This window comes from Alkalihalobacillus sp. MEB130, from assembly GCF_032335535.1.
GTDB lineage: Bacteria > Bacillota > Bacilli > Bacillales > Bacillaceae_D > Halalkalibacter.
Map to the genome: position 1 here is coordinate 1 of NZ_JAOANA010000008.1, position 22,883 is coordinate 22,883.

At 34.6% G+C, this 22,883-nt stretch carries 19 protein-coding genes and 1 pseudogene; 19 read left to right on the forward strand and 1 reads right to left on the reverse strand.

The features are described 5' to 3' along the window. The first annotated feature begins 92 nt into the window (after window positions 1-92). Entirely contained in the window at window positions 93-446 is a 354-nt protein-coding gene (locus tag N0O92_RS09585; protein ID WP_315614462.1) for a hypothetical protein, read from the forward strand. A 522-nt stretch (window positions 447-968) separates the two neighbouring features. Then, window positions 969-1,946, forward strand: a complete 978-nt coding sequence (locus tag N0O92_RS09590; RefSeq protein WP_250096249.1) for a tyrosine-type recombinase/integrase — start codon at window positions 969-971, stop codon at window positions 1,944-1,946. A gap of 107 nt (window positions 1,947-2,053) precedes the next feature. Here N0O92_RS09590 and N0O92_RS09595 read toward each other — a convergent pair whose 3' ends face one another. Next, entirely contained in the window at window positions 2,054-3,112 is a 1,059-nt protein-coding gene (locus N0O92_RS09595) for a tyrosine-type recombinase/integrase (RefSeq protein ID WP_315614463.1), read from the reverse strand. A 572-nt stretch (window positions 3,113-3,684) separates the two neighbouring features. Here N0O92_RS09595 and N0O92_RS09600 point away from each other — a divergent pair. The 17 genes and pseudogenes from N0O92_RS09600 to asnB form a co-directional block, all read left to right on the forward strand. After that, window positions 3,685-3,819 (forward strand): annotated as a pseudogene (locus N0O92_RS09600) (metal ABC transporter substrate-binding protein); the annotation flags it as partial. A 209-nt stretch (window positions 3,820-4,028) separates the two neighbouring features. Further along, complete coding sequence (locus N0O92_RS09605) at window positions 4,029-4,379, forward strand: AbrB/MazE/SpoVT family DNA-binding domain-containing protein (RefSeq protein ID WP_250095570.1); 351 nt, start codon at window positions 4,029-4,031, stop codon at window positions 4,377-4,379. 160 nt (window positions 4,380-4,539) lie between these two features. Next, window positions 4,540-6,153, forward strand: a complete 1,614-nt coding sequence (locus tag N0O92_RS09610; RefSeq protein WP_315614464.1) for a multicopper oxidase family protein — start codon at window positions 4,540-4,542, stop codon at window positions 6,151-6,153. A 541-nt stretch (window positions 6,154-6,694) separates the two neighbouring features. After that, window positions 6,695-7,405, forward strand: a complete 711-nt coding sequence (locus tag N0O92_RS09615; protein ID WP_315614465.1) for a hypothetical protein — start codon at window positions 6,695-6,697, stop codon at window positions 7,403-7,405. A 72-nt stretch (window positions 7,406-7,477) separates the two neighbouring features. Next, entirely contained in the window at window positions 7,478-8,176 is a 699-nt protein-coding gene (locus N0O92_RS09620; RefSeq protein WP_250095573.1) for a response regulator transcription factor, read from the forward strand. Window positions 8,177-8,194: 18 nt separating this feature from the next. Beyond that, on the forward strand, window positions 8,195-9,589 hold the full coding sequence (locus tag N0O92_RS09625) for a sensor histidine kinase (RefSeq protein WP_250095574.1): 1,395 nt from the start codon (window positions 8,195-8,197) through the stop codon (window positions 9,587-9,589). A gap of 390 nt (window positions 9,590-9,979) precedes the next feature. Beyond that, entirely contained in the window at window positions 9,980-10,510 is a 531-nt protein-coding gene (gene resA, locus N0O92_RS09630) for a thiol-disulfide oxidoreductase ResA (protein WP_034633130.1), read from the forward strand. A 5-nt stretch (window positions 10,511-10,515) separates the two neighbouring features. Beyond that, window positions 10,516-12,123 carry a cytochrome c biogenesis protein ResB gene (resB, locus tag N0O92_RS09635; protein WP_250095576.1) on the forward strand — a complete coding sequence of 536 codons (1,608 nt, stop codon included), beginning with the start codon at window positions 10,516-10,518 and terminating at the stop codon, window positions 12,121-12,123. Window positions 12,124-12,144: 21 nt separating this feature from the next. Beyond that, window positions 12,145-13,341: a c-type cytochrome biogenesis protein CcsB gene (gene ccsB / locus N0O92_RS09640; RefSeq protein WP_250095577.1), complete on the forward strand. Its 1,197-nt coding sequence runs from the start codon at window positions 12,145-12,147 to the stop codon at window positions 13,339-13,341. A gap of 12 nt (window positions 13,342-13,353) precedes the next feature. Next, on the forward strand, window positions 13,354-14,064 hold the full coding sequence (locus N0O92_RS09645; protein ID WP_250095578.1) for a cytochrome c biogenesis CcdA family protein: 711 nt from the start codon (window positions 13,354-13,356) through the stop codon (window positions 14,062-14,064). A 310-nt stretch (window positions 14,065-14,374) separates the two neighbouring features. Beyond that, window positions 14,375-15,277, forward strand: coding sequence for a F510_1955 family glycosylhydrolase (locus tag N0O92_RS09650; RefSeq protein WP_034632503.1), 903 nt, complete (start codon window positions 14,375-14,377; stop codon window positions 15,275-15,277). A 304-nt stretch (window positions 15,278-15,581) separates the two neighbouring features. After that, window positions 15,582-16,142: a class I SAM-dependent methyltransferase gene (locus N0O92_RS09655; RefSeq protein ID WP_250095579.1), complete on the forward strand. Its 561-nt coding sequence runs from the start codon at window positions 15,582-15,584 to the stop codon at window positions 16,140-16,142. 304 nt (window positions 16,143-16,446) lie between these two features. After that, a complete protein-coding gene (gene lgt, locus N0O92_RS09660; RefSeq protein ID WP_250095580.1) occupies window positions 16,447-17,307 on the forward strand; it encodes a prolipoprotein diacylglyceryl transferase in 861 nt (286 codons plus the stop codon). 274 nt (window positions 17,308-17,581) lie between these two features. After that, window positions 17,582-18,865 (forward strand): SpoIVB peptidase, encoded by a 1,284-nt coding sequence (spoIVB, locus tag N0O92_RS09665; RefSeq protein ID WP_250095581.1) that lies wholly within the window; start codon window positions 17,582-17,584, stop codon window positions 18,863-18,865. A gap of 277 nt (window positions 18,866-19,142) precedes the next feature. Next, complete coding sequence (locus N0O92_RS09670; protein ID WP_250095582.1) at window positions 19,143-19,793, forward strand: ferric reductase-like transmembrane domain-containing protein; 651 nt, start codon at window positions 19,143-19,145, stop codon at window positions 19,791-19,793. A 235-nt stretch (window positions 19,794-20,028) separates the two neighbouring features. After that, a complete protein-coding gene (locus tag N0O92_RS09675; protein WP_250096189.1) occupies window positions 20,029-20,586 on the forward strand; it encodes a DUF1405 domain-containing protein in 558 nt (185 codons plus the stop codon). A gap of 222 nt (window positions 20,587-20,808) precedes the next feature. Next, window positions 20,809-22,731, forward strand: coding sequence for an asparagine synthase (glutamine-hydrolyzing) (asnB, locus tag N0O92_RS09680; RefSeq protein ID WP_250096190.1), 1,923 nt, complete (start codon window positions 20,809-20,811; stop codon window positions 22,729-22,731). Window positions 22,732-22,883 lie beyond the last annotated feature (152 nt).

The window sequence follows — 22,883 nt, forward strand, 5'->3', positions numbered from 1 at the left end:
TTCGACACCATTACAGTAGAGGGACTTGGGGTGACTGGCAAGTCTTTTTTTATGCACTTATAAAATAAAGTGCAGGACTCTGCATTTTTCCTTTGCAAAGCTCTGCACTTTTATTTTGCAATAAACAACATAAGAGTTCAGGTAATTTAACAAAGTATCCTTATGTAGAATTCGGTCCATATGGCTTTCATATAAAGGCTAATGATAAATACCTAGAATCACTAATTAATAGAAATCCAACAATAATAAAGGGAAATTTACCTAATAAAATTCAAGCGGTTGATCATTCAAGATTAAATATAAACCAGTTACTACTTTCTATAGCGGAGGAAACGGTTTGTAATTATTTGCACAAAGGACTTTATAATGGTTTATGGAGAGAGTTAGTTAAAAATAAAAAGCGGTTGGGAATTGATGAAACAGGAAGATTTATCTCCATTAATTAACTAAATATGTGTTATAACAGGAGCATGAATTATGCAAGATAAAAGAAGAGAAATATGAGGATAAATATAGTATAATTAAAGTGCACATATATAAAAACTATTGAATCGTGTTGTTGAGGAAAAGAGAATTTATAAAATAATTTCTAATCCATTTACTAATTATTTTCTTTTCAAAAATACCCAAACTTCATTACACAAATTTTATACACTATCCCTATGAAACCTTTTAAAATAAGGGGTTATGAGGCTTTCTCTAGACTGACCACCGGTAGCAATTTATGCTTTGTAACAATTTCCATAAGACCTTTTTTGAAGGTGATTATAAACAACATTTCTGCTCTTAGGCTTTAATAAAAATTTTTTTATTTTTTTGTGTACCTGTTGTTGCCGTCACATAAAATCTATTTTAAGATTACATCATAGATAGATTCACAAATTTAATAATCGAAAAGGGAAGCACCCTCACGAAGCCTAATTACTTAGGTCTCGTTTGGGTGCTTTTTCTTATTTAAGGAGTTGTAGATGTTGATAGAATACCGTAACAATATCAAGCTAGAAGATGCATTTGAAGAGTTTATCTTTCAAAAAAAGATTGGTGGAGAAAAAGCACGGACCATAAAGGACCATATCACACACCTTAATTATTTTAAAGGATTTCTTAAGCTGAGAAACAAGGCGTTTACCTACCTAGAACAGATTGATAAAAAAACATGCCAAAAGTACATTGAATATATGTTGGAAGAAAAAGTACTTTATGATGATCATCGACATATAACAAAGGATAAAAAAGGTCTAAGTCCTTCTACGATAAACATACGGACCAATTCACTTAAGGCACAATTCAATTTTTATGTTGAGGAAGGGTACATTCAACAATCTCCTTGGAAAGGGATAAAGAAATTAAAGGTAGATGAGACAGAACCTAAATTCTTAAGTGTGAAAGATTATTCACTACTACTAAAAGCACCTGACCGCAAGACTTTTCATGGATTTCGAGATTATTGTATCATAAATATCTTGTTAGATGACGGACCTCGGATTACTGAAACATTGAATTTGACTCTTGATGATGTAAACTTGGAAGAACTCTACATTAAATTCCCTTCACAAGTTACTAAAGATGGGGAATTTCGTATTGTTCCAATTAGAAAAAGAACAGGCTTCCTATTAAAGCAGCTAATCAAAATGAACAATGAAGTAAATGATGAATCTTTCCATATTTTCATAAGCAGTACAACTGGGAAAAAACTAGCTGCTAGTAGCTTTAGGAGTAACCTTACCAAATATAAAGAGAAAGCAGGAATAACAGAATCCGTACATCCACATAAATTACGCCATACATTCTGTATTGATTACCTGAGAAATGGAGGAGATCCGCGTTCTATGATGGCTATCATGGGACATACAACTGAGGTAGCCTCTAAAAAGTATTCACGATTTTCAACTAATACTCTTAGAGAAATAAAGGGTAAGCATTCGCCACTTAGTAAAAAGGATTAAGAAAAAAATTTCTTAATAATCCAACTCGAAAAAATGTTTCAAATAAAAGCCATCAACTATTATCATTTACTATAGTTGATGGCTTACTTATTAAAATAGCTAATTGTTTAACTTTCCATCAAATGCTGAATGGGACTATATTGATGATGTTGGGATTTGATATCTTCTCCATTCATCTGAATGTATTTTCTCACCATGTTCATGCTAGAATGCCCCAGTATCCTCTGAAGTGTAAAAGGATCACCACCATTTAAAATATAAAACTTCGCAAATGTATGTCGGAACGTATGAGGGGAGACTCTTACATCCCTTATGTCTGATTCATCTCCATAATCTTTAATTCTTTCTCTAATGCCACTTGCATCTAATTTCTCTCCAAAATTGCTCAGAAAAATGTTATCAGCTGGTTCTTCGAATGCTCTACTTTCATTGATTAGTATTTTAATTAACTTTGCTGTTTTTTGTGAAAGAGGCACGATTCTCTCTTTACCATTCTTTGCTAAATGGGAAGGAATTGTTATTGTCTTTTGGATTTCATCAAAGTGCTTTTTCTCTATGCCCAATATCTCTTTGCATCGGATTCCTGTATCAATAAACGTAACCATTAACACATAATCTCTAAAGCCTGCATAGCTCCTTTGATCAGGCTGCTTTAATAGGTCTTGGACTTGTGTTTCTGAGAACGACGGAATAGTATCTTCTTTCGTTTTTAAGAGCTTTATTCGTGCCGTAGGGTTAATTAGAATATAATTTTCATCAAATAAAAACTTGAAAAAGCATTTCAAGGTTCTTAGCCGTACATTAACTGTGACAGGAGAGAGACCCTTCTTCTCTATATGCTTATAAGCTGAGCTGGTATGATCATCCCAAAGCATCTTCTCTTTTGTCATGTAATAAATATAATCCCTTACCATTTCAGTCGTAATATCTATACCTAGTTTAACACTTGGATAAGCATTGTTTAAAAATGAAACAAAATACCGAAAGTGGGTACTGTGATCCTTTAGTGTACGTTCTCTCAACCCTTCAAGTTCTTTTGACTTCATAAATGTCTGAAATAATGCATCTAACTGTTGCTCTTTTTTCTCTTCAGCTAAAGGAACTTCATCATAAAACGTTCTTTGTGAAATGGTTTTCCTACCCTTACGTTTACTTTGGTTTGCCAAAATAAAAACCTCCTTCGATTTGAGGGAAAGATCCCTACATAGCAAAGGAGGTCGAACGGTTTTCTTTGTATTGCCCACACGGTCTATATGTAAAACCTAAAATTGATCAGGTCTTAAAAACGTTGATTTGGCGGGACTGTGTAGGAATCGAACCTACCAGAGACGGCACGCGCCTCCCAAGCGGTTTTGAAGTTCTTGGTGGTATATATTTTGTAGTACTATGAAGTGCTGTAAGGTGCTATGTAATAAGGTTTGTGTGATATAGAATCTTACGTAGTATCAATAAATTTTTAGAAATGGGCACCAAACTTGGCACCAGATATGTTCAAAAATATGACTTGAAGTTCTAATTATTTTTTTTTATAATTATTTGTTCCTAACACTATAGAGAGCTAAAATAGACTGTCCTTTGTGACATCTTAAAGAGCTTAGGATAGACTAAAATAATGATTGGTAAGAAACAATTGAAAGAGTACTCAAAAGACATTCATTTTGTGCGATTATATATGAGAGAACTAAATTATAAAGAAGATTTTGATGATGTAGTTGTTAATCTTTTCACAAGATTCGGATCAAAGGAAACTGGTGTACCTATTGTAGGTACCGTATATACAGATTTTTTAGGAAAAGAACGAACAGATGGAGATACCTATTTAAAAATGATGGAATCAAATATTAATATGATTATTGATGGTTTAAGTCAGTAATTGATTTATTCTTTAAAGAAAACACACCATACCTACAAATAAGGGATGGTGTGTTTTCTTATGATTAATGTTCAGTAGTTTATATCTTTTGGGTTACGTAAATAGCTAAATTTCACAAAATATACCTTAAAAATTATTACGACTTCTTCACACTTTCTTTAAATTTCAATCCTATTCTATTAATAGTCATTGAAATGAGGTGTTAATAAATGATAAAAAGTTGCAATATTAAAGAAAGAGTTAATGAACTAGTTGATAGTAAATTAACGTGTAGTCTTAAGCATAAGCAGCACATTACTATTCCGAGTGCAATTAGGAGGAGGTTGAATATCTTACCTGGAGAAGAGGTTGCGATAGGGTTAAAAGGTGGCTCAAAAGATCTTATTATTAAAAAATACTCGGATCATTCTCTTGATAATAAAATGATAGTTAGTGATAGAGGCTCAATTCGTATTCCTACAGAATTAACAAGAGTTTTGGGCCTATGTAGAGGTGATGTATTTCACATTTATTTATTAAAAAATGATGATTGTATCCTTCTAAAAAAGGAAAATTTATAGACGTAATTTAAATTTCTTGTTTATTTTTTCAGAGGAAAAGTGTGACGTTTTTATGAAAATGATGTTTAAGTTCATTTCTTCATAAATTCTATATACTTTTTTTTTAGACTTATATTTGAAAGCTAATCAAACATTATTTTTGGAAAAGGGGAAATTAACATTGAAAAAATCATACGGTTTAGCTGGAATAGCTCTGGTATTGTCATTCGTTATAGCCGGCTGTTCAAATGATGCAGTTGATCATTCTGCGATGGGACATGGTGAGCCTCAGCAGGAAGAACAAACACAGGATGTGACTTCAGAAGTAGATGGAAAGAGAGTTTTTGATCTAAATGTGACAGAAACTCACTGGATGTTCAATGATGAGATCATGGATGATGCATGGACATATAATGGTAGTTTACCTGGTCAAGAAATTAGAGTTCTAGAAGGCGATAGTGTAGTAGTAAATGTGACCAATTCACTAGATGAACCCACTGCTCTCCATTTACACGGATTTCCGGTTCCAAATGAAATGGATGGTGTTCCTGGTGTAACACAAAATGCAATCATGCCTGGAGAAACATTTACTTATGAGTATCAGGCTGATGTGCCGGGGACATATTGGTATCATTCCCATCAAGATGGTGCTAGACAAGTTGGCAAAGGTCTTTACGGTGTCTTTATTGTTGAGCCTAAAGACGGGGAATCTTATGATCTGGATGAAGTGGTCGTAATTGATGAATGGTCCTCTATGGGAATGGGAGACATGGATCACAGCGGTATGGATCATGGTGCTATGGATCACGGTAATATGGACCATGGAAGCATGAATCATGGAGATATGGATCACGAAGAAATGGACCATGGCAATATGGAAGAAGAGGAAATGGATCATGGCGATATGAGTAGTGATAGTAATGGGTTAAGTCATGCTGAAATGATGAATGAAATGTATGATACTATGATTATTAATGGAAAAGCCACTCCGCAAATAGAGTCAATTCAAGTTGAAGAAGGAAATAAAATGAAACTTCGTTTTCTGAATGCAGGGCTCTTTACTCAAGTTGTTTCGATTCCAGGGCACTCTTTTCAAATCACAAATTATGATGGCCAGCCTGTTAATGAACCTGAATGGTTAAACGATACAGCATTTCGTATAGCACCTGCTGAACGCTATGATGTTGTAATAGATCTAGACAATCCAGGGGCATGGGGTATACAGGTTTTCGCTGAAGAGAACCGAGAGAATTTACAGTCTTTAATACCTATTATTTATAATGATTATGAAGATAATGATCTTCAAACGACGGAATCGATTTCTTCATTTTTTGACTTTACTACCTACGGAGAAGCAGTTGATGTAAATCTACCTGAAATCACAAAAGAGTTCGATATGAATCTTGGAACAAATGATGGTGGCGAGACGTTTACAATTAATGATAAATTGTTTCCAGACCATGAGAGCTATGAAGTTGAAGAAGGAGACGTGGTGAAATTTACAATTGTAAATGACACGGATGTTGACCACCCAATGCATTTACATGGAGAATTTTTCAATGTTATCTCTAAGGACGGAGTATCTATCTCTGGATCACCAATCTTAAAAGATACATTGAATGTCAGACCAGGGGAAACATATGAAATTGTCTTTGAAGCAAAGAACCCAGGGATTTGGATGTTCCATTGCCATGAATTTCACCATGCCAATGCAGGAATGATGGCGGAAGTCCGTTATAAAGGTTTTGAACCAAGCTTTTCAATAGATCCTAACATCCCGAATAAACCTGAGTAATTTCATAGAAAATATAAACAAACATGACTCCTATATATGAGTCATGTTTGTTTTGTTTTAATGACTCAGTATTTTTTGCGTATTTTGACTGTTTCGTTTCATCAAACTTATATAATTCTCATTGATCGTAATATCTCAGAAGGAGCTACTGCACGGTTGTGTAAGAATAATGTCGGCACCAATTTCTGTATCATTTCAATAACCTTATCGTGAAAATTTGTTTGACAAAAAGATGAGTAAGCTTCAGAGACTCACCTTCCATTATTTCAGTCATTTGTCTAGCTGTAGGTTCAAATGAATGAGCATCAACGCCTACAGTGTTTTTTGAAAAGGTAAGATCTTAGTTTATTATCTTCATATTTTCTCCACATTTATCTCCTATTGTTATATCAAATGCAAGCAGTTTTCAATCAGGGAAGTAGAATTCTATTAATAGTGCAACTAGTAATATTTTCTCTCTATAAATAATGGTAGTTAGTGTAACTTAATATAAATGGACTGGTTACCCCTTTATAAATGTGTGGGCTATAGGAGGAGTAATGTGAGAATAATATTAGTACTGATATTCATTTTTATTACTTTGGCTGGATGTCAACAACCAGATATCAAAGACGTTCAATATATTTACGAAAACAGTTATATAAAAGTGGAAATAGATGAAATCGAGGAAGTAGAGAATGGTTTTTTCTTAACAGTAACGCTGGAAAGTATTACAGAGGGCGGAATTAACAAAAATGATTATGCTGTTGCTTTTCCAAGTCAGATCATTTTAGCTAATGGTCATGAATTTTACAAAATTAATGAGGAGCAAAAAACAGAGTTCGTTAATGATGAGAAAGTGATGATACGCGAGTTCTATTTAAGTGAAAGTGAAAACCAAAAATTAGCAGGATTCCTATCTTTTTCGTTATACGTTAAGCCAACTTTAAATAAAAAATTAGTTACCTTTGAAATAGATGGGAATAGAAATAATGTTATGAGTGACGGAATTATACTAACAAATATAGATATAAAGGATAACTATTTAAGGTTAAATTTAAATGATGTACATCCAACAAAAGGAATAGGGGTAACGATAGAGCTTGAAGGAGAGAGGATTTATCCATTGGTGTCTAAAACTGAACAAAATCTAAATACGATAAAAGGTGAATATGAGTTCGCTCAACCACTACCTGAGACTATTGTATTAATGGTTTCAAGAGCAAATTTGTCAGAAACGATATGGGAACTTCCTTTTACAATAGAATTTTAACATTAATATGATAACATGCTTTTCATAATTTTTACCATTTCGTTTCAAATTAAATACTAAGGGGTTAATCATATGATTGAAAACAAAACTATTTTAATTGTTGATGATGAGTTTCAAATGCGAACTCTTTTATCGATATATTTGAAGGATGAGGGATTTGTTCTATTTGAGGCTTCGACGGGTAAGGAAGCTATTACAAAGATTCGGAATAACCCAGATAATTATGATCTGATTATACTAGATATTATGATGCCAGATCTTGATGGTTTTGAAGTATGTAAAATCGTAAGAGAGTATTCAACAATTCCGATACTAATGCTCTCAGCTAGAAAGGCATTAGAAGATCGAGTAGATGGGTTAAATTTAGGAGCAGATGATTACCTTACAAAACCATTTGAGCCAGAAGAGTTAATAGCTCGTGTAAAAGCATTGCTAAGAAGAGTAACCACAATTGAGGCAAAGAAAGACGAGGTGAAGTTAGCATTTGAAGATGGATTATCCATTTATTATGAAAATAGAAGTGTCTATGTGAACAATGAATTGGTTGAATTAACAGCAAAAGAGTTCGAGCTTTTATATAAGATCGCTTTAAATCCACAACGAGTATATACGAGAGACGACTTGCTTTATTTAATCTGGGGAGAGGATTATGTAGGAGCACAAAGAACTGTAGACTCTCATATCAAAAATATACGATCAAAACTTTATGCTGCTGGACTAAAAAATAATCGAATAATAACTGTATGGGGTGTTGGATACAAATTTGTATAAAAAGAGATGGGATAACTTATGAATCGAATTGATATTAAATTAGGACTTACGATTCTACTCTTATTAATTACGATAATATTACCGTTAGGCTTTGTTATGAATCAAATTTTTTATGGGTTTTATGTTAGTCAAGCCCAAGAAGAAACACATATGCTGTCTTCTCAATATGCTAATTTAATTAATGATAGTACAGTTGAAAACCGATTAGAGGTTGTGGAAGTAGCTGCGAAAATCTCGAATCAAAAAATGATAGCACTTAGTGATGAAGGAGAGGTCTGGGCTCAATCGAATTTTGTAATGAGTCATCATGACACAGAGTATCTTCTTGACCTTATCCATTCTGCAAATTCACACCACTATATGACCAATTCGTTTGAAGATAGTGATGGGAAAACGTATATTGCGACAGCTTCACATATAAATGTAAATAATGCCAAGGGACATGTTATTGTTTTTTCTTCACTCGAGAGTATCATACTGTCCATAAAAAACGTGCAAAACTTCCTAAAACTCTCAGCAATTGGTGCTTTATTTCTGGGAATTGGACTTACTTATTTTATTTCCAAAAAATTATCTCAGCCATTAGTCAGTATGGAAAAAGCGGCAAGACAAATTTCTAAAGGTAACTATAATACACGTATCGTTCAGAAATCAGGTGATGAGTTAGGGACACTTGCGCGAGCTATTAATGATTTAGCATTTAGTTTACAACGTATAAATGATCAGAGACGCGAGTTTTTCGCCAATATATCACATGAGTTACGCACGCCTATGACATATCTAAAAGGGTACTCAAAAGTTTTGCGCGAAGGGCGTTGGAAAACAGAAGAAGAAAGAAACCAATATCTTGAAATTATTGATCATGAAGCAACAAGATTAACTTATTTAGTCAATGATTTATTTGACTTAGCACAGATGGACGAAGGCCGTTTTAATCTTGAACATAAAAAAGTGAACATAAATGAAATTATAAAACTTGTTGTAAAGAAAACGGCATACAAAGCTCTAGAACAAAACCTTAAAATAGAATACTTAGGTGAACTATCTGATAAGGATGACAGTATAGTGCTTGGTGATCCTTTAAGATTGGAGCAAGTTCTTATAAATTTAGTCGAAAACGCAATAAAGTATACGAAAGAAGGATCCATTACAATTTCTACTGTTAGTATTGATGAAAATATTAAGATTAAGGTTAGGGACACGGGAATTGGCATGGAAGAAGATGAGCTACCGTATATATTCGAGCGTTTTTATCGAGTAGAAAAGTCTCGGTCTAGGGCTTTCGGTGGTACTGGTCTTGGATTGTCCATTGTGAAGCAACTAATAGAGTTACAAAATGGGACAATTGAGGTGGAAAGCACTGTTGGTGAAGGTACTGAATTCACTATTATTCTACCCAAAATTTCGGATTAAAGTGAGATGAAGCCAATTGAAGAAAGCAGAATGGCTAGTTATTTTTGTTTTTACTTTATTAGGAATTATATGTTTAACGATTTCAGCAACTTGGATTCTACCTGAAGCACATCGTCATCTCAGTCTTACCTTTATTACCATTTGTTTATATACTCTTATTCCAGTTTTCCTAGTAAGTTGCGTTTATATTATCTTTAAAATCTACACCAAAAAGGCAAAGCATATTAAATAATAATTAATGGGTTCTCTTAATATTAAGGGGCTCATTTTTTATGCCATATTGAATATATGAATAGGATGTGACAGATTTTCCAATTTAGCATTTCTCCATGATTCCTTCACAATTTCTCTTTATACTCTTAAATATTGTAGGTTTAAAGGAGGAATTTTATGAAAACTAGACGATTATTTATCCGAACAGTGACCTTGCTCATCATGGCAATCGCGATAGGGTATACATTCTATTCTAATTTTTTTTCAGATGCGGATGCAGCTGTTCGGGTAGGCGATGAAGCACCAAATTTTGTTCTTACAGATCTTAATGGCAATGAGGTAGAGCTTGAAGATTACCGGGGGCAAGGTGTTTTTTTGAATTTCTGGGGTACATATTGTCCACCATGTGAGCGTGAGATGCCTTATATGGAAAATCAATATGCGATATATAAAGATCAGGGAGTTGAAATCCTTGCTGTTAATGTAGGTGAACCCGAATTAACCGTTCAGCGCTTCGTCGAAAGACTAAACTTAACGTTCCCAATTCCAATGGATAAAGGACAACAAGTATTAGACCGTTATGGTGTTATTCCACTTCCTACTACATTTCTAATCAATGCGGAAGGAGAAATCATTAACATCATTACAGGAGGCATGTCAGAGCAAGCGATCGCACAGTATATGGAAAGTATTAAACCGCAGGAGTGATTGAAATGAATAACCTTAGCTGTTCTTGTGGACAGCAAAATCCTCAAGGAACAGACTTATGTGGAGGATGCGGCAAACCATTAGTCGCGAGTGAAAATCAGCAAGTTTTAAATATGCGTTATGAAGGAGCAGCAAGACGTTCGCAAACCTACAATAAAACGATAGTTGATCAAATATGGAATTTTTTCTCCTCAGTAAAAGTAGGGATTTGGATTATTGTCATTTTGTTGCTAGCGTCATCATTGGGAACCATTCTTCCACAGGAAATGTATATACCACCAGCCGTTAACCCGGCAGAGTACTATCAAGATCAATATGGGTTCCTCGGACAAGTGTATTATGAATTAGGCTTTCATAACCTATATCAATCTTGGTGGTATTTATTATTAATGGCTGCTTTGACCGTTTCACTTATCATTGCTAGTGTGGATCGTTTTTTTCCATTATATCGTTCCTTAAAACACCAACGTGTCCATAAGCACATCAATTTTATGAAGAAACAGCGTCTAGTGAGTGAAACACAACTAGATAAAACGGCAAATACTGAAAAATGGTTGAATAGTTTAAAAGGGAAAAAATACAACGTTAGAACAGATGGAACCTCTATTTTAGCTGAAAAAGGACGGTTTGCTAGATGGGGACCTTATGTAAACCATATTGGTCTCATTATTTTCTTAATTGGTGGGATGCTACGCTTTTTTCCGGGAATGTTTGTTGATCACCACCTTTGGGTTCGAGAAGGGGATACGGAGGTCATCCCAGGGACAAATGGAGAATACTATCTCGAAAATCATCAGTTTATCGTTGAATTATACGATGAAAATGACGAGCTCTTCCAAACGGCGATTGATAGAGCAGGGGGAGTTGTTGTTAAAACTTATCAAACAAATGTGACATTGTACCAACGAAACGATGACGGCCCAGTAGGTTCACAACGCGATCTTCAAGAAGTGGATTCGTATCAAATCAGAGTAAATGATCCTTTTAAATTTGATGGATTTGGTCTTTACCAAGTTGATTATAAACTTCACGAGTTAAATAAGATGATGTTTACAGTTGAAAATGATGAAACAGGAGAAATGATTGGAGAGTTTACAGTTGATCTATTTTATCCTGAACAACAGTATGATCTCCCTAACGACTACTACGTTAAATTACAAGATTATCTTCCAGACTATTATTTAAATAATGATGGAATTCCAAGTACCAAATCAAGGATTCCTGATAATCCAGCCTTTATCTTTGAAGTGAATAGTCCAAATCAAGAAAAAAAAGAAGTGAGTTTTTTAACCATTGGACGTAATTTTGATCCTACAAATGAGAATGTTTATTCAATTCGATTATCTGATCTAGAGACAAAACATGTATCTGCGCTGATTGTTCGAAAAGACTATACTTTACCCATTTTAGTTATAGGTGGATTCATTTTTATGATCGGATTAGTCCAGGGAAGCTATTGGACTCACCGGAGAATTTGGATACAAGAAGAGAATGGGAAAGTAATGATGGCAGGCCATACGAATAAGAATTGGTATGCTTTTAAACGTGAAATGGCTGAAGTGGCAAAAGAGGCAGAGCTCGAACAGCCGGTCGATAGGACAGAAGACAAATAAGTAGTTTGGGAGTGTTACAATATGGTCGAACTAAGTAGTAATCTATTGCTCGCGGCGTTTTTTATCTACATTTTCGCGACAATTGCTTTCTCTATTACGATCTATTATGAAAATAGTAAATCAGTTAATAAAACGAAGAGGTGGGGATGGATCAGCTTTGGTCTGGCGTGTGCAGGATTTTTAGCACAACTAGGGTATTTTGTCACTAGGTGGATTGCGGCTGGACATGCCCCGGTTAGTAATATGTTTGAATATACCACGTTCTTAGGATTAACCATTATTTTTGCGTTTCTCATTCTTTATCTTATTTATAAGAAGCCGGTATTAGGTATTTTCTCAATGCCTGTTGGAATTGTGATCATTGCCTATGCATCAGTATTCCCAAGCGAAGTTACGCCTTTAATACCTGCCTTGCAAACTTACTGGCTTCATATTCATGTGATAACCACTGCTATTGGTCAAGGGATTCTAGGGGTTGGATTTATTGCAGGTTTAATCTACCTTATACGTGTCGTTGACCAAAGTAAGCGCTCAAAACAAACATTTTGGCTTGAGGCTGTTATTTATTCGGTTACGTGTGCTGTGGCCATTGCAATTACAGTCGGAGTGTTTTCATTAAATAATTACTCTGTCACTTTTAATTGGATAAATGAATGGGAAATGGAGGCACAGCTTGAATATGAACTACCGGCTATTGTAGGTCCTTATGAAGGTGAATTAATCACAGCTGATCAAAACCGGTTCGGACCATTACTGGAAACACCTAGCTGGATGAACGGAGTGGAGTCCCCAAGAAAATTGAATACGTTTTTCTGGTCAATTCTATCAGGTAGCATTCTTTATCTTTTATTGCGTTTCATTCTGAGAAGACGGATTGCAGCTGCGATACAACCTATCTTGAAAAACGTTAGTCCACAACTATTTGATGAAGTTAGTTACAGATCGATTATTATTGGGTTTCCAGTCTTTACTTTAGGTGGATTAATATTTGCCATGATTTGGGCTCAAATCGCTTGGACACGATTTTGGGGATGGGATCCAAAAGAAGTTTGGGCTCTTATAACGTTTCTTTTTTATGCTGCCTATTTACATTTAAGACTATCAAGGGGTTGGCATGGTGAGAAATCCGCATGGCTTTTAGTGATTGGTTTTGGGATTATCATGTTTAACTTACTATTTATCAATTTAGTCATCGCAGGATTACATTCATACGCGTAAAAGGAGATTCTAATGGCAGATTTAACTATATTATTGGCTTTTGGAGCGGGGGTTTTATCTTTTATTTCCCCCTGCAATCTCCCATTATATCCAGCCTTTCTATCCTATATAACTGGGATGACGGTGGATGAGATGAAGAAAAAAGGTCGTTTTCTACCTCCAAGAGCTATGTTACACACGTTCATCTTTATTTTAGGGTTTTCTACTATTTTTGTTGTGCTTGGAATGTCCACAACATTAATAGGAGACCTATTCTTGAAATACAATAATCTCATTAGACAACTAGGGGCCATTTTTATTATTTTGTTTGGACTGGTAACTCTTGGAGTAATCAGGCCGTCGTTTCTAATGAAAAATCATCAATTCCAATTTTCAAAAAAACCAAGTGGATATGTCGGAACTTATGTAATAGGAATTGCTTTTGCAGCTGGGTGGACTCCTTGTATTGGTCCCATCCTAGCTTCAGTCATTACTTTAAGTATGACCAACCCGGGTTCCGGGATGCTTTATATGAGTGCTTATAGTATTGGGTTTGCCATACCGTTCTTTATGATGACATTCTTTTTTGGGAGAATGAATTGGATTAAAAAATATACAAATCTCATTATGAAATTTGGCGGAATTTTAATGATCATATTTGGTGTATTTTTATATTTTGATTGGATGACTAGAATTACCTCTTATTTAGTAAATAATATTTTTAATGGTTTTATGGGTTTTTAAAAGAGGGGATCATACGTATGAAGATTCAGCTGAAATGATGTCGTATATCTTAAAAGTGGGATTTGTTGCACTTGCTCTGCTTGTAATCATTTATTTAATACTAAGGCTTTTGTTTCGATTGGAAAGTAAAGCGAAGTCTCCCTTTGCCATTTTGGAGGAACGTTTCGCAACCGGTAAAATCTCAGAAGAAGAATTTGTAAAGAGAAAGAACATGTTAAAATAAAAGTTGTCGCTCTATCGTAGAAGGTTTTAACGATAAAGTGAGCAAATTTTCAACAAAAAGATAACACATTTAAAGGGGATTATTTCAATGAAAAAAGGATTAATGGCTAGCATTATTACTCTATCTCTATTTGTTATATCAGCATGCTCAAATGACACAAATCAGATCGACTCGTTTATGCATATTCATGGATTAGAATACTCACAACATGACGAGAGTATTTTTTTAGCTACACATATGGGCTTAATTAATTTAAATGAAGAAAGTTGGGAACTAGTTGGTGAGCCAGAACATCAGCATGATTTCATGGGTTATACAGTTATAGATGAAAACGTAATGATCTCAAGCGGGCACCCTGGTGCTCGGTCTGACTATGTTGATCCATTAGGGGTTATCATTAGTCATGATTCTGGTGAAACATGGGAACCAATTGCACTTTATGAGGAAGTTGATTTTCATCTTTTACACGTAAATGAAGGAAACCAAGAAATCATGTATGGAATTGATGTATACAACTCAAACCTATATCGGTCAAACGATGGAGGTTATGATTGGGATGTGGTGGATACAGCAGGATTACCAGGACCTGTAGCTTCCGTTCTTTCATTAACGTCTCATCCGCAATCTCCTGATTACTTGCTAGCTGGAACTGAGACTGGAATGTATGAATCATCAGACGGTGGTCAAACGTGGGCTTTAAAAGAAAATAATCTTAGCGCAAGTTCTTTCCAAACTCTTGATTCTGATTCAGAAGATTTAGTAGCCTATCTCTTCGGAGAAAAGGAAGGCTTGTATTTAAGTGAAGACTTTGGAGAAACATGGGCATCTTTGAATTTTAAGGTAGACGATGATTACATTATGTATATTAGTAACCATCCAACAGATGATCAAAAGATAGTACTCGGATCAATGAGCCAAAGTATTTATGAGACAAAGGACTTTGGGAAATCGTGGGAAGTATTGGCAGAGGAAGGAAAAAGAAAGAATTAAAAATATAACTCAATTAAGAGTAAAGTCAATAAAATGAAAACAGAAAGGGGTAAATGAGATAATAAGTCATTTATCCCTTTTTTGGTTTGTATTATATTAAGTTGTTGCATTTTTTTGTAAGAAGCATAGCTGCAGATATATTAAGAGTCGGATATAAAGGGCTCGTGCAGCTCGTAATTGTCAGGTAAGTTAAAAATTAATTTTTCAGAATAACATAACTTTTTATTAAAACTACTAAACTTCATACTTTGAACAAATTCATATGAAATAATCCTCTTATTAACGAAAATAAGGGGTTTTTATTATGCCAAATGAGAAAAGAGTTTTCTTGAAAAGTTTTATGCACTCCCCAAAGGCTATTGGAAGTATTATCCCTAGCTCTCCTTACCTCGTTCAGAGTATGGTTAACCAAGTAAAATTACAAAAAAATTCGAAGGTTGTTGAATTAGGAGCTGGGACAGGAGTTCTTACTGAAACAATACTCAAAGAATCAAAACTAAATCACCCATTAATAGTATTTGAAAACAATAACTCCTTAAAACAATCGTTAAACAGATTTGCTTCTGAAATTACTATTTTTGATGATGCTTTTAACTTGAAGGGGCTCCTAAATGAACAAGAAAATTCAATTGATTATATTTTTTCTGGTCTTCCTTTACTAAATTTCAAAAAAGAAGAACTATTCAATTTACTTGATCAGATAGACTATGTTCTCAAACCAGGCGGGAAATTTATTGCTTTTCAATATACACCTTTTTTGCTTCTTTATCTTAATGCGGCTTTTGATAAAACGAGTCTTAAAGTAGTTCCTTTAAATATTCCTCCTGCTTTTGTCTTTGTCTGTGAGAAAGAGACATTGACATAAAATCGAAGTTCTACTTATTAGGACTTTGGATAGGAGATTCTCTTATATACTTTAAAAATTAGAAAGGCTGAATTTATTACGTATCCTGTTTGTGGTAGGGAGGATGAATTTCCCTTTGAACGTACCTGTATCAATCATCGAAACTATCAACGTACCTTTGAAACTAGTTAAATTATAAAAGATCTAACAGGAATTATATTTAATTTTCATAATTAATTCAAACTTTCCTTATATATTAATAACTATAGTTCAGATTTTATATTAACTTTGCAAAACAATTAAACAGCTAAGAGGTGAAAGGGAAATGGAAGAAACAATACAACCGTTAAGCAGAATTTTTATTGAAATCGGTCCTTTAAAAATCTATTGGTATGGGGCACTTATTGGGACCGGTGTAGCCATTGGTTATATAATGGCTACACGGGAAACGATTAAACGAGGGCTACCGAAAGATACATTTGCAGATTTACTTCTATGGGCATTACCTATCTCCATTATTTGTGCCCGCTTGTATTATGTGGCCTTCCGATTTGAACATTACGTAGACGACCCTATAAGAATGTTGTATATATGGGAGGGTGGCTTAGCTATACATGGTGGATTAATTGGCGGTGTAGCGACAGCTATTGTTTATGCCAAAAAACAAAATATACCAATATTTAAATTGTTGGATATTGCTGCACCTAGTATCATACTGGCTCAGGCCATTGGTCGTTGGGGTAACTTCATGAATCAGGAAGTGTATGGTGGACCTGTAACAAGAGAGTTTCTCGAAAATCTTATGTTACCTAATTTTATTATCAATCAAATGTATATTAATGGAACCTACTATCATCCAACATTTTTATATGAATCAACCTGGAATATAATTGGTGTTGCAATTTTACTTTGTCTGCGCAGGTTAAACCTGAAACAAGGTGAAATTTTTTATAGCTATCTCATTTGGTATTCTATTGGTCGCTTTGTCATAGAAGGAATGAGATTAGATAACCTGATGATGGGTGATACTTTGCGAACGGCACAAGTAGCTTCTATTATATTGATTATTGGGGCAGTAATAACTTGGATTTATCGAAGAAGAGCAGGTTTAGCTAATCAAGGATATCTTGATGAGGTAGTGAAGCAACAAAAAAATAATAAAGGGAAGAAGAGAAAGAAAAAATAGACATTCTAAAAACAGCTGACCATTTAAGGTCAGCTGTTTTATGTTTTATTAAAGTGTCGTCTCTTAAAAAAAGGAAGAAGAAATTAAATTAAGATAAATGATTAATAAAAGCATAAAAATTTTGTAAATTCCCAAGAATGAATTAAAAAATAAGGTTGTCCAAGAAGTTAGTTGTCATGGGCTTGAGTGTTAAATGTCATCATTTTTTAATTATGTAGCTTTCAAATTTAGGAGATTAAGTTAACACATGTATTGTACCAAGGAGGCTGAAGTTGTGAAGGGCGAGGGGATCAGAAAATTAATTGGTTGTATTCTCTTACTAAGTATATTTTTCGTGGGCTATTCTACGCCTGTTCAAGATGTCATAAGTATTCCAAATGAGATTACTGTTTATGAAGGGCAGCAAATAAGCTGGGAAGTTTCTTCTACACGTATAGGTGACTTTTCTACAAAAACTGAAAATGAAAAACTTGTTACAAACATTACTACTTCTACAAATAATAGAACAGGTACAACCTCAATCACTGCAACAAGCAAAGAAGCCAATGATACAACTTTGACAATTGAAATAGGTAATTTTCCAATTAAACAAGTTCAGGTTCGTACATTACCAGAACTGAAAATTTTGCCCGGAGGTCAATCCATTGGTGTCAAGCTAAATAAAGAAGGCGTGGTTGTCGCAGGCTATCATTCTGTTAAGTCTTCAGTTGGAGAAGAATCACCTGCAGTTAAGGCAGGAATAGAAGTAGGAGACTTGATAACGAAAATTAATGGGAATCCTATAAGTAGGGCGGATCAAGTGGAAGAAATTGTTCAAGAAGCTGGTGAGAAAAAAGAAATACTAAAAATAGAAATTAGGAGAGATAATCAATTTTTTTTGAAAGAATTAACACCTTTAAGAAATAAAGAAGACGACAAATATCAATCAGGGCTATATATACGTGATTTCACGGCAGGTATAGGTACTCTAACATTCTTTCACCCTGATACGAATAAATACGGGGCACTTGGTCACGTTATATCAGAAGCTGGAACCAAACAGGCAACCGTTGTTCATGATGGTCAAATAATGTTGTCCCCTGTTACATCAATTAAGAAAGGGGTTAACGGTGAACCTGGTGAGAAGATAGCAAAGTTCTTACCTAATCAGGAGCTTTTAGGTTCAGTTACATTAAATAGTCCTTTTGGTCTTTTTGGAGAAGTATTCAATAAAGATACTTTTTTTGATCAACCTATTCCTGTAGCTTCTGCTGATCAAATTAAAGAAGGTCCCGCTAAAATACTTACGGTTATAGAGGGAGATAAAGTACAAGAATTTGATATTGAGATTCTTAAATCAAATCCAAGAAAGTCTCCAACAACAAAAGGATTAATTATTAAAGTAACCGACCCTAAATTACTAGAAACAACAGGAGGAATTGTACAAGGGATGAGTGGTAGCCCAATTATTCAAGAGGGCAAGTTGATTGGTGCGGTTACGCATGTTTTTGTAAATGATCCAACATCAGGCTATGGAGGCCACATTGAATGGATGTTACAAGAGGCGGGAGTTAAATAGCTATGTATGGTGTAAAAGGGGGTGTCTCAAAAGGTCTGTTTTTGACCTTTTGAGACACCCCCGAAGCAATGAGCGAAGTCGCTACATCTTTTAAAAGCCTTGAGAGGAGTGGGTTTCTCCTCTCAAGGCGCGTAGCGAACGGAGCCATTGCCACCTCTGTTTCGGACTTTTGGGACAACCCCTTTAAATTGCTCGTAAAAATTTTTTCTTCTATCATTCTTCATACATTCTACAAACATGCAGGATATACTCCAACAGAAGATTAAGGAGGAGTGCGATGAAAAATAGTACTTATAGACAAATAGTTGTAGGGGGTTTATCGCTTATACTAGCTTATCTATTTTTTCAAAGCAGAGGTCTCTGGGATCCAATGCATGCATGGAACAGAGCATTTGCAGATGTATCGTTACTATTCTTAAGTGTGATTTTACTTCTAGGATCCCTTTCTAAAGTATTCAAGTCAGTAAGGAAATGGCTGGTTTGGAGAAGAGAACTTGGGATATGGACAGGTGTTACTGCAATTGTTCATGTATTGATTATCCTTGATGGCTGGGTTCAATGGGAATTATTCCAGTTCTTTTTCGTTTTTAGTCCAATTGCAGGTGAGTGGGTTTTACATCCTGGATTTGCTTTAGGTAACTTATTGGGAATTGTAGCGTTGGTATATGTTCTTATCTTAATGTTAACATCAAATACAAGAAGTAAAAAAATATTGGGATTCAAATCTTGGAAATACGTCCAACAAACTGTACATGTCTTGTATCATTTGGTAATTTTGCATACGGCTTATTTTATTTTTATACACAATCCTGATGCGCCTAATTGGTTACAAGTACCTTTCATCATGACTATTACATTAGTCTGGCTAAGCTCTTTAATAGGGTTTTGGTTTACCGTAAAAGAGGCTAAAAAAAGTAAAGGTATATAAATAAATGGCTCCTTACGAAGGTTAGGAGCCATTCATTTTGTTGTCATAAGAGATTAAAGCTATTATCTTTTTTTCAAAGATTTCATAAATCTTCTTCATAGTTTCTACACAATTAAATGCAATACTCTATAACACAAAGCTTGTTAGGCTAATTTTAAATAGGATGTAGAAAGAAGGAAAGCTATTGATTTACTTGAAGCTGGTTTATTAACTGGCTTGGGAAGAAACGTACTATTTGGTTATTATTTATGACCAATTGGGAACGATCTACGGATATATATGGTATATGCCTCAATTAGTCGAAACGGAACTTTGGTTTTTGCCGTTTGTCCCAGATAGTCCTACTGCTAGTTTATTTTTTACCATTACGTTGCTGTCCTTTTTAGTAGGGAAAAAATGGCCGCTAATAGAAGCGTTTGGTGCTGTTACTTTGTTTAAATACGGAATATGGGCAGTTGTCATGATTGTGGCAACAAATTTTACTGGAGGAACCCTTCATTGGACAAGTTATATGTTAATTGTTTTTCACATTGGAATGGCAGTTCAAGCACTCCTGTTTAGTCGATACTTTCGTTTCAAATTAAAACATTTGTTAATTGTAGCACTGTGGACTTTAACAAACGATATATTGGATTATTCACTGGGGATTTTTCCGTGGTTATATTCAGGACTTCATCCCTATTTAACTAATATTTATATGTTTACTGTAAGTCTAAGTATTACGAGTGTTCTCGTATTTCATGTGTTGGTTGCAAGGAGAACTGGACAATACAAGAATGATATACCTGTTTGATTAAATTCGATGTGTACTCCTAAACATGACCATAAAGTAGAGGTCATGTTTTTATGATGGTATGTCTTTAAAAATGGCGGTTCAAAATGGGAGTGGCACTGTGATGTTGAACATTAAAATTCATTTCCCTTTGTTTTACATGAGTTCTTCATGAAAAAAACATACATTGAGGGTAATGTAATTATCTAATCTAAAACAAGAAGAAATATGAGGTGTTGTCAAATGTGCGGTTTTGTTGGATATATAAATGAACAAAATGAAATCGGAAATATAGAAAAAAATCAAATAAATAATATGCTTAAGTTGATTCATCATCGTGGACCAGATGACACAGGTTTCTTTAATGATGATCATATCGTTTTTGGATTTAAAAGACTAAGTATCATTGATGTGGAAAATGGAAAACAACCTATCTCATTTGAAAATGAGCGGTACTGGATGGTATTTAATGGTGAAATTTATAACTATCAGGAACTGCGTAAAACCTTGAAAAATATAGGTTATACGTTTCAAACTTCATCAGATTCAGAAACGATTCTTGCTCTTTTTAGTCATAAAAAAGAAGAAGCTTTTTCTGACTTAAGAGGAATGTTTGCTATTTTGATTTGGGACAAGCAGGAGCAAACGATGTACGGAGCACGAGACCCCTTTGGTATCAAACCATTGTATTATACGAATGGTGAAAGTGAGCATGAACTATATTTCGCGTCTGAGAAAAAAAGTTTAGTAGCACTTGAAAACAAAAGATCTTTAAATAAGGAAGCATTACATCATTATTTAACTTTTCAATATGTGCCTGAGCCATTAACGATGACAACTGATACGTTTAAAATCGAGCCTGGCCATTATTTCATCAAAAGGAAAGGAGAGAATTTAATCCAAACAAAATATTGGGAGCCAACCTTTAAACCAAGTCAAGGTGATCTGGATGCAAGTTCTAAACAGATCGCACGAACGTTAGAGGAGTCTGTAAATTGTCATATGATAAGTGATGTTCCATTAGGAGCTTTTTTATCTGGAGGAATTGATTCCACTTGTATAGTAACATTAGCAAAAAAAATTAATCCTGACATTAAGACATTTACTGTTGGATTTGAGCAAGAAGGATATCATGAACTAAACCCTGTAAAGCAAACAGTGGAAGCTTTGGAGGTTGAAAATTCTTATTATCAAGTTTCAGTTACCGAATTTATTGAGGAACTTCCTAAAATCATTTGGCATTTAGATGATCCCGTGGCTGATCCAGCAGCTATTCCTCTTTACTTTCTAGCAAGGGAGGCTACCAAACATGTAAAAGTTGTTTTATCTGGAGAGGGTGCAGATGAACTTTTTGGAGGCTACCGAATCTATAAGGAGCCTTTGTCACTTCGTCCTTTATCTTCACTTCCGGATAGTGGTAAAAAAATGATGAATTTCATTCTTAATCGAGTTCCACAAAAAGTAAAGGGCAGAAATTATATAGAACGCGGGCTTACACCGATCGAAAAGCGTTACATTGGGAATGCAAAAATGTTTTCGGAAGCCGATAAATTTAAGTTGTTAAGCCAGTATCAATCAGAATATAACTATGAAAAGATTACTACGCCATTTTATGAACAAATTCAACACCTTGATGATATTACGAAGATGCAATATATCGATCTTCAGACATGGTTACGAGGTGATATTTTAGTGAAGGCTGATCGAATGACAATGGCGCATTCATTAGAACTCCGTGTTCCATTTTTAGATAAAGAAGTCTTTAAAGTGGCTGCTAACCTTCATCCCACTTTAAAGGTAGATAAATCACAAACGAAAATTGCTCTTAGAAGTGCTATGAAGCACATTGTACCAGAGCATATTGTCAATCGAGCTAAGCTAGGGTTTCCGGTTCCAATTAGACATTGGTTACAAAATGAATTGTACGATTGGGCAAAGAATTTGATTATGGATAGTCAGACTGACTATATATTTAAGAAAGAAGAGATTCTTCAGTTGCTTGAACAACATCGTAAAATCAATTTGCATGAAAGTTCAATGTTTAAGAGCAAAGGGGATTATAGTCGTCCATTATGGACAGTACTGACTTTCATGCTTTGGCACCAAGTCTTTATTGAAAAGGTCTATGAATTTGATACTACTATGGAGCATAGTAAACAGTTTTAAGTTTTTTCATTGAACATGTTGAATAACTTTATTCAACATGTTCGGCTATTATTGTTGTATGTTAAACGCTTTCTAACAATGCTTGTCCCGCCTTAAGGGGCTTACATGTTAACAGTTTTAATACATATCCTTTTCTCTAATCTTTTAAATAA

Coding starts and splice junctions, on each gene's coding strand:
- N0O92_RS09645 (WP_250095578.1), top strand. CDS start 13,354: ATGGCAGATTTAACTATATTATTGGCTTTTGGAGCGGGGGTTTTATCT.
- resB (WP_250095576.1), top strand. CDS start 10,516: ATGAATAACCTTAGCTGTTCTTGTGGACAGCAAAATCCTCAAGGAACA.
- N0O92_RS09650 (WP_034632503.1), top strand. CDS start 14,375: ATGAAAAAAGGATTAATGGCTAGCATTATTACTCTATCTCTATTTGTT.
- N0O92_RS09625 (WP_250095574.1), top strand. CDS start 8,195: ATGAATCGAATTGATATTAAATTAGGACTTACGATTCTACTCTTATTA.
- N0O92_RS09620 (WP_250095573.1), top strand. CDS start 7,478: ATGATTGAAAACAAAACTATTTTAATTGTTGATGATGAGTTTCAAATG.
- ccsB (WP_250095577.1), top strand. CDS start 12,145: ATGGTCGAACTAAGTAGTAATCTATTGCTCGCGGCGTTTTTTATCTAC.
- lgt (WP_250095580.1), top strand. CDS start 16,447: ATGGAAGAAACAATACAACCGTTAAGCAGAATTTTTATTGAAATCGGT.
- N0O92_RS09655 (WP_250095579.1), top strand. CDS start 15,582: ATGCCAAATGAGAAAAGAGTTTTCTTGAAAAGTTTTATGCACTCCCCA.
- N0O92_RS09670 (WP_250095582.1), top strand. CDS start 19,143: ATGAAAAATAGTACTTATAGACAAATAGTTGTAGGGGGTTTATCGCTT.
- N0O92_RS09605 (WP_250095570.1), top strand. CDS start 4,029: ATGATAAAAAGTTGCAATATTAAAGAAAGAGTTAATGAACTAGTTGAT.
- asnB (WP_250096190.1), top strand. CDS start 20,809: ATGTGCGGTTTTGTTGGATATATAAATGAACAAAATGAAATCGGAAAT.
- N0O92_RS09590 (WP_250096249.1), top strand. CDS start 969: ATGTTGATAGAATACCGTAACAATATCAAGCTAGAAGATGCATTTGAA.
- resA (WP_034633130.1), top strand. CDS start 9,980: ATGAAAACTAGACGATTATTTATCCGAACAGTGACCTTGCTCATCATG.